The organism is Vibrio sp. V30_P3S12P165 (assembly GCF_009904905.1).
Lineage (GTDB): Bacteria > Pseudomonadota > Gammaproteobacteria > Enterobacterales > Vibrionaceae > Vibrio > Vibrio fujianensis.
The window spans coordinates 26040-39639 of sequence record NZ_WXWH01000013.1 but is presented as its reverse complement, the minus strand read 5'-3'; the positions used below and the strand labels follow the sequence as shown (position 1 = coordinate 39639).

The window sequence follows — 13600 nt, the reverse complement described above, 5'->3', positions numbered from 1 at the left end:
ATTATGATTCATCGCTATTTTTCTTTATTACTTTTCATTCTATTGGGCGTGCTGAGTTTACCTGTCAATGCACAACGAATGCTTAACTTAGCGGAAGGTGATGCGCAAACCTTAAGGACGGAAGGTGAAATCCAATCGATTTTTATTTCCGATCCTAACGTGGCTGATTATCAAGTCATTGATCGACATACGGTGGTTGTTTTTGGCAAACAAGTGGGTAATGCAAATCTGATCGTTTTTGGTGAAAACAGCCAAACACTAACTAGCCGACGATTAGTGGTCAATAAAAGTATGGTGCATATTCAACAGCAAATTCAAATGAAGTATCCACATGCGGAAGTCACGGTTTACAATTTAGGTGAACAGGTGGTGCTCAGTGGTATGGTCGCAAGCGAAAAAGAACGTGATGAAATCAACCTGTTGGTTGGGGAGTTATTGGGAAAAAATTCTATTGATAGTGATGTGGAATGGAAACTCGGTGATAACAGTTACAAAATGGAGTTTATGCAGCGTCGTCGCTTTGAAGGGGTGGTAAATAATATTGAAGTAGCCAGTACAAAGCAGGTGAATGTGAAATTATCGATTGCTGAAGTTTCTCAATCGTTTATGGAGAAATTCGGCATTCAGCTTGGAAGCAGTGGGCAAAATAGTGGGATTTTTGTCAATCCGCTCAGGCAATTTAGCAGCACTGACATCATGACACTGATCAGTGCTATAGGAGATGATACCGTTGGGCAAGTGTTAGCCGAGCCTAATTTATCGGTTATTTCAGGAGAAACCGCCAGTTTTTTAGTGGGGGGAGAATTACCGGTCGTTACTATCGTTGATGGTGGTACGAATGTTCTTTATAAAGAGTTTGGTGTCCGATTAGAGATGATGGCGAAAGTACAACGTGACGATAAAATTCGCCTCTCACTGATGCCCGAAGTCAGTTCGCTAGATACTCAATACGCCAATGATACTTACAATTTACCTGCCTTAAAAACTCGTCGCGCAAGAACCACCGTTGAATTAGGCGATGGACAAAGTTTTGTTTTGGGGGGGTTACTCAATAAAGAAGAGAGCGAATTATTGAGAAAAATTCCTTTTATCGGCGATATTCCTATCCTGGGTGCATTATTTCGTCATACCGAAACCAGCCGTAACAAAACTGAATTAGTCATCATTGCCACAGTCAATTTAGTTCAACCCATTCAACCATCTGGCATTCAGTTACCGAGTATGCAGCGTACTTCAACGTTAGAGCGTTTCTTTGCTCTAGACCCGGAAAAAAGCCCAGTAGAACAGCAGTTGAGCCAGCAAATTCTCGCCACGGGAGGGTTTAAGCAATGAAAAAATCAATGGTAATGTTTGGACTCTTATGGGTTCTTATCGGTTGTAGTTCTGGTCGCCCGGATCAATCTGGCCCTGCAATAGAGGTCTATCCTGTGCTTACCTCACTGGCTTTACAAACCAACCGTCAGCAGCTTGCGAAGGCACAAACGCGATTAGACGATTTTTTACATGAACAGCATGCCGCATTGGTGACGCAGCAAATCGTTCTATATTGGCGTACTCCTGATGGCGAACGTTTTGCAATAAAAACTCGGCAGAAGTTACGTAGTTTAGGGGTGGCTTCTGAGCAGTTACGTCTCGAAAAATCTTCTAATAGTTTTGGACAACATTTTGATTTTAAAGTAGACATTCTAGCACATAAAGTGGTTGTTCCGGTCTGTCCCTATGCTCAGGTGAGTCGTTTTGGTCAAGAAGGAACCGGATGTTTTATAGAAAGTTCACGCTGGCAGTCGATGGTTAATCCCCAAAAAATGCTCCAGTCAGAAAGTCACCTTCAGCACGGGAGTCGCTAAATAATGTTTGATTTAGTCGATTTACTCAGTAAAAAGCAGCAAACTGAAACCATAGAGCAGCAAAAAATCACCTCGGTGCTGTTTTATCAAACCGCTGAATGTCAAGAATTGGTGCAAGAAGCCTTTCGATTTGAAGGCATTATTCCTCCAGCAATGGCGAAAAACCAAGATGATCAAATCGCTGAACATGTGCGTCAGTCAGATATTGAGATCGTGATTGTTGAGCTAAATAATAGCCGAGATGTTAGCGCTGATGCAGAGCGAATTAGCCACTTATTGCCTAACCATGCTTCAGTTATTGTGGTGGGCAGTGAAGATGCAATTTCGACCATTCGTAATTTAAAAGCGATGGGTTTTTATTATGTTTTTTGGCCGGTCAGCAAGCAAGAGTTTATCGATTTTGTCCGTAGTGTTTATGATAACCGACAGCGTAGTAGCCACCGAGGCCCTGGAAAAAAACGTCGAGCCAAATACATTAGCATCTTAGGGACAAAAGGTGGCGTAGGAGCCAGTTTGATTACTGCGGAAGTGGCGTACCAGTTGAGTAGCGCTCGTAAAACCTCGTGTTTGATTGTGGATCAAAATTACTACGGCGGTAACTTAGATATCTTGATGGGGATTCGTAAATTAGAAAAACGGAAAATCCAAAAAGGTTCACTTGCTTCGTCATTAGACAGTGCTTCTGCACAAAGTTTATTACACAAACAGAATCCGATGTTGTCTATGTTGGCTATCACGTCGGAACAGTTAGATACCTTATCTTTGCTGGATTACTCCAATGTTGTGGTGGATCAGCTTTCAGAAGAGGTTAACTTTATCTTAGAAGACCTTTCCTCTTCGGTTGGATTTAGCTTAGAAGCCGATAAATTTCTTGCTCATGCAGACATGGTGGTGTTGGTGATTGATCCGACCGTTTCTTCAGTGCGAGAGGCTGCACGTTTGAAAGAGCGAGTGCATAAACTCAATAGTAACCCTGCGCTACGCTTAATTACGGTTCTTAATCATACGGTTGCCAGCAAGTTAGCAACGGCAGGAAGGCAAGAAGCAGAAACCATTCTTAAGCAGCCGATCGATGTAGAAATCCCTTACTGTGAAGCAATTAATACCACCATTTTAGAAGATAAACGTGTTGTTGCATCCAAATTGAAAGCGGCTGAGCCGTTGAAACAATTGACTTGCTTATTATTAGGCGAAACGCTTGTTCAAGCCAAGGGAAGCTTATTACAACAAATTCAGCAATGGTTGAAAAAATCATGATCGGCGCAAAAGCAATTTATGTCGGACTACGCAAACAAATTTTTGATGCGTTGGAGCCCGAAGCCATCGCGCAGATGAGTAAAGAGCAGCTCGCCAAGCAGCTTGATGGTGCGGTTGAATTATTGATTGAGCGTGAACGGTTAACGGTACCAAAAGTGATCCGTCAAGAATTTGTGAAAAACTTGGTGGATGAGCTTGTTGGGTTAGGGCCCCTACAAGCGTTAATGGACGATGAATCCATTAGCGATATTATGATCAATGGCCATGAAAATATTTTTATTGAGCGTGGTGGATTGGTTGAAAAAGCCCACATAGATTTTATTGATGAAAGACAATTACTAGATATAGCAAAACGAATTGCTGCACGTGTTGGTCGACGGGTGGATGAGTCGTCCCCAACTTGTGATGCACGCTTACAGGACGGAAGCCGAGTTAATATAGTGATTCCGCCGATAGCCATTGATGGCACTGCCATTTCCATCCGTAAGTTTAAAAAGCAAAGTATAGACCTTAGCAAATTATGCGAGTTTGGAGCGATGAGCCCTGAAATGGCTCAGGTATTAATGGTTGCAGCTCGCTGCCGATTAAATATTTTAATTTCAGGAGGGACTGGCTCGGGGAAAACGACGATGCTAAATGCGTTATCTCAGTTTATTTCTGAAAACGAACGTATTATTACCATTGAAGATGCAGCGGAATTGCGCTTACAGCAACCTCATGTTGTGCGCTTAGAAACCCGCACAGCAGGCATTGAAAATACTGGGTTAGTTAACCAGCGAGACTTAGTCATTAACTCGCTACGGATGCGACCAGATCGCATCATTGTTGGCGAGTGTCGTGGCGCTGAGGCATTTGAAATGCTACAAGCCATGAACACAGGGCACGACGGGTCGATGTCTACACTGCACGCCAATACCCCACGAGATGCTTTAGCGCGGGTAGAATCGATGGTGATGATGGCAACCAGCAATTTACCACTCGAAGCGATTCGTCGCACTATCGTCAGTGCTGTTGACCTCATTATCCAGATTAATCGGCTGCATGATGGTAGCCGAAAAGTCATGAGCATTACTGAGGTCATGGGGCTAGAGGGTTCAAGTGTCGTCTTAGAAGAGATTTTTCGTTTTCAACCCAACCTTCGTCAAAGTGAAGATGGCAAAGTAAACGGCAGTTTCATCACTTCAGGCTTAATGCAACGATCTGTTTTATATGAAAAAGCGCGTTTTTTCGGGTTAGAAGAGAACTTGGCCAAAGCCTTTCGTGAGGTGGGAGAGAAGCGAGCATGATAGCCATCTTGCTGATTTTGATTGGAGTGGTTTTGTTGTGGTTTGCAAAGCGCAAGCGCACTCGTGAACGTTATGATTACTTAGACCAGTTTAGCCGAACGGTTTATGTTGATTCTATGACCTCTGAGCAGCAAGCAATTGATATAAAATCGCTTTCTGATCGAACATGGACAGACAGAGCAACCCAAGGCTGGCGTAATCTGAATAAGCAACTTGGTAAACTTGCTGTCATAAAAGTAGTGAGTTATCTCTGCCTCTTGATTTTTTTAGGGATGGAGTTTAACCAACGTTTTGTTCGTGGTTCAGTGATGCTAGTTGTCGTAATTACAGTACTATCTGGGTTAGCGTTCGCTTATTTTTGGCTAAAAAAACGCGAAAAAAATCAGTTTGAAGAAAGTTTTCCAGATGCACTTAACATGCTTAGCAGTGCGGTTTCGGCAGGGGAAAGTATTACTCATGCCATTATGTATGTAGGGAACACACTCAACAATGAAGTCGGTAAAGAGTTTAAAATTATGGGCAAGCGATTACAGTTAGGCGAATCACCAGATGATGTGTTTCGTAAAGCTTGCTTACGGTTTCCTTATCCTTCGTTTCATTTTTTTGTCATTACTCTACGGGCTAATATGCAGCGCGGAGGACAATTAAAAGAAATTATTCTACGCTTAAATCGACTACTTTTTAATGCTCGCTCGATTGAAAAGAAAAAATATGCTCTGACTTCAGAAGCGCGTACTTCTGCAAAAATTGTTGCCGCGATTCCTTTCTTCTTCTTATTTATTTTGCAGTACCTGAGCCCAGAGAATTATGAGTTTGTCATGTTTGATCCCGGTGGCCGACCTATTCTCTATTATGTGTTGATCAGTGAGGCGATTGGTATTGCCATTGTATGGGGGCTAATGAAAAGTGTTCGATAGTATTTTTTATTGGTTACATACTTCAATCGGTAGCCTGTTTTCAATTATCGCCATTATGATTGGTACCGTTTTGTTAATTGCCTCTTTACGTAGTGAGCGTAAGAAGCAGTTATGGCAAGACTTTCATTATCATGAGCAAAAGAAAGTTAAATCGACATGGGTTGATCAGCTCTCTCGTTTACTTAATAGTCTTTTCTCATCTGATAAGCAACAAGTCCAACAGAAATTTTTAGCCGCTGGATTTTATAATCCGAAACTTGCTACTTATTTTATGCCGATAAAATATACTCTGTTGTTATTGGGCTGTCTTGCTTGTTATGCCTTATCGCTACGTTTTCATTGGACTGGCCATAGTTTATTTATTAGCGTGGCAATTTGGTTAGTCATTAGTCTAATTTTACCCGATAGCTATTTAGCGATACGCGCCAAGCAATTGAGCTACAAAATTTCTGCTAAATTACCTTATTTATTAGACTTAATGGCGGTATGTGTTCAAACCGGGATGACGATTGAATCATCCATCAGTTATTTAGCGAAGGAGATGAAAGGGTTTGATAAAGATATTAGCTACTTGCTGGTAAAAACAGATGATCGCGCGCGTTTAGTTGGTTTAGAGCAAGCTCTTGATGAACTTTATCAACGAGTTCCCTCGAATGAAATGCGTAGCTTTGTGATGACATTAAAACAAAGTTTGCAGTATGGCAGCTCAATATACAGCGTACTAACGACGTTATCAGCTGATATTCGTGAGGTACAAATGCTACAAATTGAAGAAAAAATTGGCAAGTTAGCTGCGAAAATGTCGATCCCTTTGATTATTTTTATCATGGTACCTATTGTTATTTTAATCGCTGCTCCAGGTATAATGAGGATGATGGCTAATGCATAAAAAAATCGTGATGTTTCTTTTTGTCATCATACTTTCCGGTTGTGTTACGACGGCTGGAACTCAAGGTGAAGTAGTGAGTGGAAACTTAGATCTAACTTCTGTTGATCAAGAACAGATTTATACAAAAACATCGAATTATTCAGCCCTGATTGAGCTTTATAAAAGGCAATTGAAGCAGGGGGAAGAAAGTGAAACACGACTAAAGTTGGCTGAAGTCTATTTAAATTATCAAGATGCTGAATCGGCATTATTTACCTTGGCCCCTTTAATCAACCATAAATCGAATACAGGGCAAGTCTTTTATTTACAAGGACTAGCGTTATTTCGTTTAGGGAAAATAGAAGAGGCGAAACATTCTCTTCATCTCGCACGAGATAAAAGCCCAATGGATGCTAAGGTGATTAACCTACTCGCTATTATTTATGCTCAACAGGGTGATTTAGTACAGTCAAGGGCACTGTTTACTCAAGCTAGAGAATTAATGTTTGATGATATTACTATCAAAAATAATTTAGCGTTAATTGATATGTTAGAAGGCGATTATGATAGCGCTGCGGCTCGTTTATTACCTATATATATGAATGAACAAGCGGATGAGCAGGTGAAAGCAAACTTAGCTATTATTATGGCCAAAAAAGGTAGTTTAAACCATTTATTGGTTTTTTATGCTGACCAATATAGTCAAGATGAAATTGTTAAATTATATCAATCATTAAGAAGTTTAAATTTAGCCTCTAACATTAACTTTGCCGATCAGGCTGATGCTAAAATAGTTTTAGATAGTGATACCGTAGCACCTGATGAACTAAAAGCAAAAAAGACCAGTCCATCATCAGGAGAAAAATATGAACAATGATGCACGTTTCTCGCAAAAAGGGGTGGCAACAATCGAGTTTGTTGGCGGTTTTTTTGCCTTTTGGTTGATGTGTATGGCTTGGGTAGAAATGAGTTTTATGTCTTATATTTCTAGCTTGGGTGATCTTGCAATAGCTAAAGCAGCAAGAGAAGCTAAAAAAACAGATGGTATTAATTATGTCGCCGAATTTAATAAATTATTGAGTGAAGAAAATAGTTTGTGGCGCTATGTTGTTGATGCAAATAAATTTCAAGCAAAAGTGCAATTTGTTAAACATTTAGATGACTTACATTCTTATGAAACACGCTGTTTAGGGGAAACGGGAGATGCATTTAATTGCAATGACCCTAAAGATATGGCGATTGCGGTTTATCATATTAGTTATGACTACCAACCTATTTTTAATTTCTTTTTAAGTAGCGAAACACTTTTCGCCCGTGAAGCTATTGTGATTCAGGAATATCAACGTGAAACATTCGCGCAATAATCAACTTGGTAACTTTACCGTGGAATTTGCTATTATCGGAGTATTCTTTGCTCTGCTATTAGTGTTCAGTGCGGATATAGTCGTAAAGCTTGCCTATAAAGGAAAGTTAGATCGCATGTCTTATTCTGCGGTCAGTATTATTAAAGAAAGAACTGAATTGGCAGGCGCTGATAACTTTTCGGTGGGAGAAACAGAAGTTGATACTATTTACGATATTATTCGTCGCTCGTTACATCGAACGTCGGGAAGCTTTGATGATAAAAAATTTGGTTTTCAATTAGATATTGTTCGTAATGGGGTGGATGTTGTTTTGCCTTACCACCGAGGGATCGATTGTGAAAGTCAACATCCTGACTCGTCTCTCGATTTTGTCACAACGTTTGGTCGACATGCAACTTTATACCAAGTCACACTTTGTTATGACACCGAGAGTTGGTTTGGTGACTTAATTGGACAAGATTTTTCCCGAGTTTCTAGCCGATCGATAACGATGGGGAGATAACGATGAATCACAATCTTAATAAACAATCTGGTCATGCGGCAATTTTATTTGCTCTTTTTATTCCTGTTTTGTTTGGTGTATTTACATTAGGTACTGATGGTGCTCGTGCAATACAAGATAAAGCTCGATTACTTGAAGCGGTTGAAGTAGCCAGCCTTGCGGTTGCAGGGCAAGGTTCTGATGATAAAACGTTAGCCAAAAGCTATGTTCAGTATTATTTTCCATTAGCAAAAATAGAAGATAAAGATATTGAAATCCAAAAATTGAATTGTGAAGATAACCAAAACTGCCGTGATCAAGAACGACGATTTTTTGAATATCGTGTTACCGCAAGTATCACTCAACCCACTTGGTTTCCCGGCAATGAGGCCATTATTGGATTTGGTAAAAATTATCAGGTTTCTGATGCGTCTATCACTAGAAAATATCACTCTGAAACAGTGGATGTTGTCTTAGTTGCTGATTTTTCAGCATCTATGTATGAGTTTTGGGATGGCGGTTCAAAAAGGAAGTTTCTTGATTTAAAAGATATTATATCTGATATATCAACCGAATTAGAAACATTTAATGGATATAATGTTAATTCAGAAAAACGTAATAAGTTGGCGGTTGTTGGGTTTGATTTTTATACCAGTAGAGTCGTAAATAATACTCGAACCTATTATGATCATTTAACTTGTTGGGTTTGGAATCGGCAGTGGGTTGAAGGGCGTTGTAAAAGTGATTATCCGGGGGATGATCACCGATATGTCAACGCTGAGGCAACAATAAGAGATGTTTTTAATTTAAATTCTAACGCTCATAACCCCGTTGCCGGTTCAATTACTAATATTTCTATATTTGAAGATGTTAATTTGACAGATAATATGAGTTTTATTAGATCAAAAATAAAATCTAATAGTTTTAATATTATGCGCTCTACAGGAAGTGGAACATCTTCATATGCAGGTATTATTCGAGGAGCACAAATGGCATTGGCTGGAAATAATCCTCGACGATTAATTATTTTATTGTCCGATGGACAAGATAGTTATTGGCGAACAACTGATAAACTTATTAATCCGGCAAGTCCAGGTTTTCCACCCAGCAGTCCTACCGCATTAGGTTTATGTAATAGAATATTAAATGAATTGAATAATCAAAAAACAGTAGAAGGTGATGATGTTACCGCTCGTATGGTGGCAGTTGGGTTTGACTATAATATTAATGCATTTCCACAAATGAGAAATTGTGTAGGACAGGAAAATGTTTTCTCCGCAGAGAATAGAAATGACATTAAAAATAAAATACTTGAATTAATTACCGAAGAGATTGGGCATTTAGCACGATGAAAAAATCAATATTATTATGGTTACCAGTCAATAGAATTATATGCTCTTCTTACTTGAAGATACAGCGGTGTTTGCTGCGTTCATTTACCTCTTTAAATAAGGACTTTTTATAATGAAAAGAACAGTAACGACCCTATTTATACTGTTATTATTGACGGTCAGCCCTTGGGTTGCCTCCTCTACCAAACAACCAACACAAAATGCGATGTATTATTATTGCAATAGTCTTGATATGGAGTTTGAGCAGCAAGTTCAAATTGGGCAAGGACGTCGAGTGTATCTAAATCAAGGTGCTTTTCCTCAGATTGAAGATCAAGCACGTTATTCTGCCAGTGTCGCCTTTGTTGCACAGCAGATGCACTCTGCTGGTATCGAAGAGATGTGTGTTGAATATCTACTCAATCATGCAGAGTCTTTGTCAACTCAAGACAGTGAACTTTTGGCCAGAGTCTATTTCTCTTTTGATCGGTCAGAATTGACGGATTCTTCACGCTATGTTTTAGCGCAAATAATAGAACGTCTACAGCATGATCAAACTCTTAAGGTAGAAGGACATACGGATAATATTGGTAGTGATGAGTACAACTTTTCGCTCGGTTTACGTCGAGCCCAATCAGTGGCAGATTACTTGCAACAACAATCTGAGCAATCGATGACGATTGATACCATCTCTTATGGTGAGAAAAGGCCGCTGATTAGTAATGATACAGCGCAACAGCGCGCTAAAAATCGTCGGGTAGATATTCACTAATATCCGTTATCGCCAAGCAATCTAGAGTTGCAGGTAGGTGGCGACTCAGTGAACAATACATTGCTATAGCAAAAGGCCCACAGAGGCTCGATATGTTTGTAGTGGATGGATGTTGTCCACACATTGCTTGAAGTAACAAGGGGTAAGCTTTCTGTTTGCCACGCACACTAACTCTCTCGTAGTGCGTGGCTTTTTTATGATTCTTATTTTACCTTCAAAAAATTCGAATAACTTAACCAACTTGCTCCGGTGTGATCGCAATAGAGCATACCTATAATGGTGAATAAGCCAGCAGACTTGGGTATGAGGTGAATGATGGGTCAGTTAGTTGAAGGGCAGTGGCATGAGGGATGGTATGATACTAAAACCAATGGTGGAAATTTTGTCCGGGAAGAGGCTGGGTTCCGTGATTGGATCGAAAATAAACCGGGTGCGAGATTTACACCAGAATCTGGTCGTTATCACCTTTACGTTTCTTTAGCCTGCCCTTGGGCGCATCGAACCTTAATTTTCCGCCAGTTGAAACAACTTAAAGAGCATATCGATATTACGATTGTTTGCCCTGATATGCTCAGCCAAGGGTGGCAATTTGGTATTCCAGAACCTTTATTTGGCTATAGTAAACTGCATCAACTCTATACTCAGGCTAAGGCTGATTATACAGGCCGTGTTACGGTGCCAGTTCTGTGGGATAAAAAGACTCAGACAATTGTGAGCAATGAGTCTGCAGATATTATTCGTATGTTTAACTCGGCGTTTAACTTATTAACTGACAATGATATCGACTATTACCCATTGGCATTGCGCGAAGTCATTGATGAGTGGAACACTTTTATTTATCCCAATATTAATAATGGTGTTTATCGTTGCGGGTTCGCAACCACTCAAGAAGCTTATGAAGAGGCGTATGAATCGTTGTTCGCAGCACTGGATAAAGTCGACCACCATTTAGCGACCCATCGTTATTTGGCAGGGCCAGTTTTGACAGAAGCGGATTGGCGACTCTTTACCACCTTGATTCGCTTTGATGCGGTGTATGTGGGCCATTTTAAGTGTAATCAAAAGCGTGTTGCCGATTATCAGCATCTAAATGGCTATTTGAAAGAGCTTTACCAAATGCCAGGAATTAAAGAGACGACAGATTTTTATCATATCAAACGGCATTACTATTTTAGTCATAATATGATTAATCCAACCCAAGTTGTACCGGTTGGGCCTGATTTAGATTTAGAATCTAATCATGGGCGAGGTGATTTAAATTAATAAAAAGCCCTTGATCAAAATCGAGGGCTTTAATTTTACTCTATGTTGTTCAGTAACGAAGGATTATTTCTGATCCTGAGCCGCTTGAATCGCTGTTAGTGCGATGGTGTAGACAATATCATCCACCAAAGCACCACGAGATAAGTCGTTGACCGGTTTGCGCATGCCTTGCAGCATTGGGCCGATAGAGACAAGATCTGCTGAACGTTGTACCGCTTTATAAGTGGTATTACCGGTATTTAAATCAGGGAACACAAACACAGTTGCTTTACCAGCAACAGGAGAGTTTGGTGCTTTAGACGCTGCTACGTTCTCCATAATTGCAGCATCGTATTGCAGTGGGCCATCGATAATCAGATCGGGTCGTTTTTCTTGTGCAATACGTGTTGCTTCACGCACTTTATCAACGTCGGCACCTTTACCGGAGGTTCCTGTAGAGTAAGAGATCATTGCTACGCGTGGGTCAATACCAAATGCAGCTGCTGAATCAGCTGATTGAATCGCAATTTCTGCTAACTGTTCTGCGGTTGGATCTGGGTTGATCGCACAGTCACCATAGACTAGAACTTGATCCGGCAGGAGCATGAAGAAAACAGAAGAAACGATAGACGCATTAGGCGCAGTTTTAATGATTTGGAAAGGCGGTACGATGGTGTTGGCCGTAGTATGAACCGCACCAGAAACCAAGCCATCCACTTCATCTGCTTCCAGCATCATGGTACCGAGGAAAACGGAGTCTTCGAGTTTTTCACGCGCTACGACTTCAGTCATGCCTTTTGCACCACGAAGCTCGACTAAGCGTGCCACATAGTTTTCACGTACCGCATCGGCATCAATGATTTCAACGCCAGCGCCCAATTCAACACCTTGTAGTGCAGCAACGCGTTTGATTTCATCGGGATTACCTAGCAACACACAGCGAGCGATTCCACGTTCTGCACAAATAGCGGCGGCTTTTACAGTACGAGGTTCATCACCTTCAGGTAGTACAATGCGTTTGTTAGCACGACGAGCAAATTCAGTTAACTGGTAACGGAATGCAGGTGGGCTGAGGCGTCGAGTGGCTTGTGTGCCTTCTGTCAACGTATCAATCCATGGGCCATCAATATGGCTTGCCACATGTTCACTGACAAATTCGATGCGTTCTTTATCATCAGCAGGAACTTCAAGGCTAAAACTTTGGAGGTTTAGCGAGGTTTGCCAAGTGTTACCTTGAGCTTTAAAAATCGGTAAGCCAGTATCAAACGCAGGTTTACATAGGTTAACGATTTCATTAGGCATATCGTAACCACCAGTTAGCAGCACGGCACCAATTTCTACGCCATTCATCGCAGCAAGGGCGGCAGCGACGATCACGTCAGGACGGTCAGCGGAAGTAACAAGCAGTGAACCCGGTTTAAAATGCTCGATCATATGTGGGATAGAGCGGGCACAGAAGGTTATACTCTTAATACGACGGGTATTAATATCGCCTTCATTGATCACTTCTGCGTTCAGATGTTTAGCCATATCAATGGCTCGAGTTGCAATTAAATCAACATTCCAAGGCACGCAGCCTAACACGCGAATCGGACTGCTGTTAAAAATCTGCATCACTTCAAGATTGGCTTGTTTAGCGCTATCTGCATCATCAAAGATTTCAGATAAATCAGGACGCGTACGCCCTGCATCATCGACAGGGGCGTTTAATTTATTGATCAACACACCTGAGATATTTTTATTTTTAGTGCCACCAAAGTTTGAGCAAGCAACTTCAATACGTTCTTTGAGTTGGGTTGGGTTATCCGTTCCAGGCGTTGCAACAAACACAATTTCAGCGCCAAGAGTTTTGGCAATTTCTGCGTTAACTTGGTTGGCAAAAGGGTGTTTGCGCGTAGGTACTAACCCTTCAATTAAAGTGACATCAGAGTCAACGATAATTTGGTTATAACGTTCTACGACAGTTTCTAGTAGAACATCCATTTTTTCACCACCAATCAATGCTTCTGCGGCAGACATTGGCATTGGTTCACCAATTTTCATGTCGCTATTATGACTGATGATGGTAGAGGTGAGGTCAGGCTGATCGCCACCGCTACGAGGTTGTGAAATTGGCTTATAAAAAGAAACACTTACACCTTTGCGCTCCATTGCACGCAGGAGCCCCATGCTGACACTGGTTAAACCAACACCAGCACTGATAGGGACAAGCATAATAGTACGGGACATTCGTAA

The 13600-nt window shown here is 40.9% G+C and carries 13 protein-coding genes; 12 read left to right on the top strand and 1 reads right to left on the bottom strand.

The features are described from left to right. Positions 1-3 precede the first annotated feature (3 nt). From CAG57_RS02785 to CAG57_RS02730, 12 genes are all read left to right on the top strand, one after another. Positions 4-1332, top strand: a complete 1329-nt coding sequence (locus CAG57_RS02785) for a type II and III secretion system protein family protein (RefSeq protein WP_161427909.1) — start codon at positions 4-6, stop codon at positions 1330-1332. Beyond that, entirely contained in the window at positions 1329-1847 is a 519-nt protein-coding gene (locus tag CAG57_RS02780) for a hypothetical protein (RefSeq protein ID WP_161427910.1), read from the top strand. Before CAG57_RS02785 ends, CAG57_RS02780 begins: the two co-directional genes overlap by 4 nt. A 3-nt stretch (positions 1848-1850) precedes the next feature. Then, positions 1851-3104, top strand: coding sequence for an AAA family ATPase (locus CAG57_RS02775; RefSeq protein ID WP_161427911.1), 1254 nt, complete (start codon positions 1851-1853; stop codon positions 3102-3104). Next, positions 3101-4390: a CpaF family protein gene (locus CAG57_RS02770; RefSeq protein WP_161431031.1), complete on the top strand. Its 1290-nt coding sequence runs from the start codon at positions 3101-3103 to the stop codon at positions 4388-4390. Before CAG57_RS02775 ends, CAG57_RS02770 begins: the two co-directional genes overlap by 4 nt. Further along, on the top strand, positions 4387-5307 hold the full coding sequence (locus CAG57_RS02765) for a type II secretion system F family protein (protein WP_161427029.1): 921 nt from the start codon (positions 4387-4389) through the stop codon (positions 5305-5307). The genes CAG57_RS02770 and CAG57_RS02765 overlap by 4 nt, the downstream gene beginning before the upstream one ends. Then, entirely contained in the window at positions 5297-6196 is a 900-nt protein-coding gene (locus CAG57_RS02760) for a type II secretion system F family protein (RefSeq protein ID WP_245869628.1), read from the top strand. Before CAG57_RS02765 ends, CAG57_RS02760 begins: the two co-directional genes overlap by 11 nt. Next, complete coding sequence (locus tag CAG57_RS02755) at positions 6189-7052, top strand: tetratricopeptide repeat protein (protein WP_161433961.1); 864 nt, start codon at positions 6189-6191, stop codon at positions 7050-7052. The genes CAG57_RS02760 and CAG57_RS02755 overlap by 8 nt, the downstream gene beginning before the upstream one ends. Next, positions 7042-7539: a TadE family protein gene (locus tag CAG57_RS02750; RefSeq protein ID WP_161439491.1), complete on the top strand. Its 498-nt coding sequence runs from the start codon at positions 7042-7044 to the stop codon at positions 7537-7539. Before CAG57_RS02755 ends, CAG57_RS02750 begins: the two co-directional genes overlap by 11 nt. Beyond that, positions 7520-8041 carry a tight adherence pilus pseudopilin TadF gene (gene tadF, locus CAG57_RS02745; RefSeq protein ID WP_157928716.1) on the top strand — a complete coding sequence of 174 codons (522 nt, stop codon included), beginning with the start codon at positions 7520-7522 and terminating at the stop codon, positions 8039-8041. Before CAG57_RS02750 ends, tadF begins: the two co-directional genes overlap by 20 nt. 2 nt (positions 8042-8043) lie before the next feature. Then, on the top strand, positions 8044-9372 hold the full coding sequence (locus CAG57_RS02740) for a TadE/TadG family type IV pilus assembly protein (protein ID WP_161439490.1): 1329 nt from the start codon (positions 8044-8046) through the stop codon (positions 9370-9372). Between the two features lie 112 nt (positions 9373-9484). Then, positions 9485-10123 carry an OmpA family protein gene (locus CAG57_RS02735; RefSeq protein WP_161433819.1) on the top strand — a complete coding sequence of 213 codons (639 nt, stop codon included), beginning with the start codon at positions 9485-9487 and terminating at the stop codon, positions 10121-10123. Between the two features lie 315 nt (positions 10124-10438). Then, complete coding sequence (locus CAG57_RS02730; protein ID WP_161433821.1) at positions 10439-11386, top strand: glutathione S-transferase family protein; 948 nt, start codon at positions 10439-10441, stop codon at positions 11384-11386. Positions 11387-11449: 63 nt separating this feature from the next. On the opposite strand, the gene pta is transcribed toward CAG57_RS02730, so the two are convergent. Further along, on the bottom strand, positions 11450-13594 hold the full coding sequence (pta, locus tag CAG57_RS02725; protein ID WP_099612587.1) for a phosphate acetyltransferase: 2145 nt from the start codon (positions 13592-13594) through the stop codon (positions 11450-11452). Positions 13595-13600: the final 6 nt, after the last annotated feature.

Coding starts and splice junctions, on each gene's coding strand:
- CAG57_RS02780 (WP_161427910.1), top strand. CDS start 1,329: ATGAAAAAATCAATGGTAATGTTTGGACTCTTATGGGTTCTTATCGGT.
- CAG57_RS02750 (WP_161439491.1), top strand. CDS start 7,042: ATGAACAATGATGCACGTTTCTCGCAAAAAGGGGTGGCAACAATCGAG.
- CAG57_RS02775 (WP_161427911.1), top strand. CDS start 1,851: ATGTTTGATTTAGTCGATTTACTCAGTAAAAAGCAGCAAACTGAAACC.
- CAG57_RS02755 (WP_161433961.1), top strand. CDS start 6,189: ATGCATAAAAAAATCGTGATGTTTCTTTTTGTCATCATACTTTCCGGT.
- pta (WP_099612587.1), bottom strand. CDS start 13,594: ATGTCCCGTACTATTATGCTTGTCCCTATCAGTGCTGGTGTTGGTTTA.
- CAG57_RS02735 (WP_161433819.1), top strand. CDS start 9,485: ATGAAAAGAACAGTAACGACCCTATTTATACTGTTATTATTGACGGTC.
- CAG57_RS02785 (WP_161427909.1), top strand. CDS start 4: ATGATTCATCGCTATTTTTCTTTATTACTTTTCATTCTATTGGGCGTG.
- CAG57_RS02730 (WP_161433821.1), top strand. CDS start 10,439: ATGGGTCAGTTAGTTGAAGGGCAGTGGCATGAGGGATGGTATGATACT.
- CAG57_RS02770 (WP_161431031.1), top strand. CDS start 3,101: ATGATCGGCGCAAAAGCAATTTATGTCGGACTACGCAAACAAATTTTT.
- CAG57_RS02765 (WP_161427029.1), top strand. CDS start 4,387: ATGATAGCCATCTTGCTGATTTTGATTGGAGTGGTTTTGTTGTGGTTT.
- CAG57_RS02740 (WP_161439490.1), top strand. CDS start 8,044: ATGAATCACAATCTTAATAAACAATCTGGTCATGCGGCAATTTTATTT.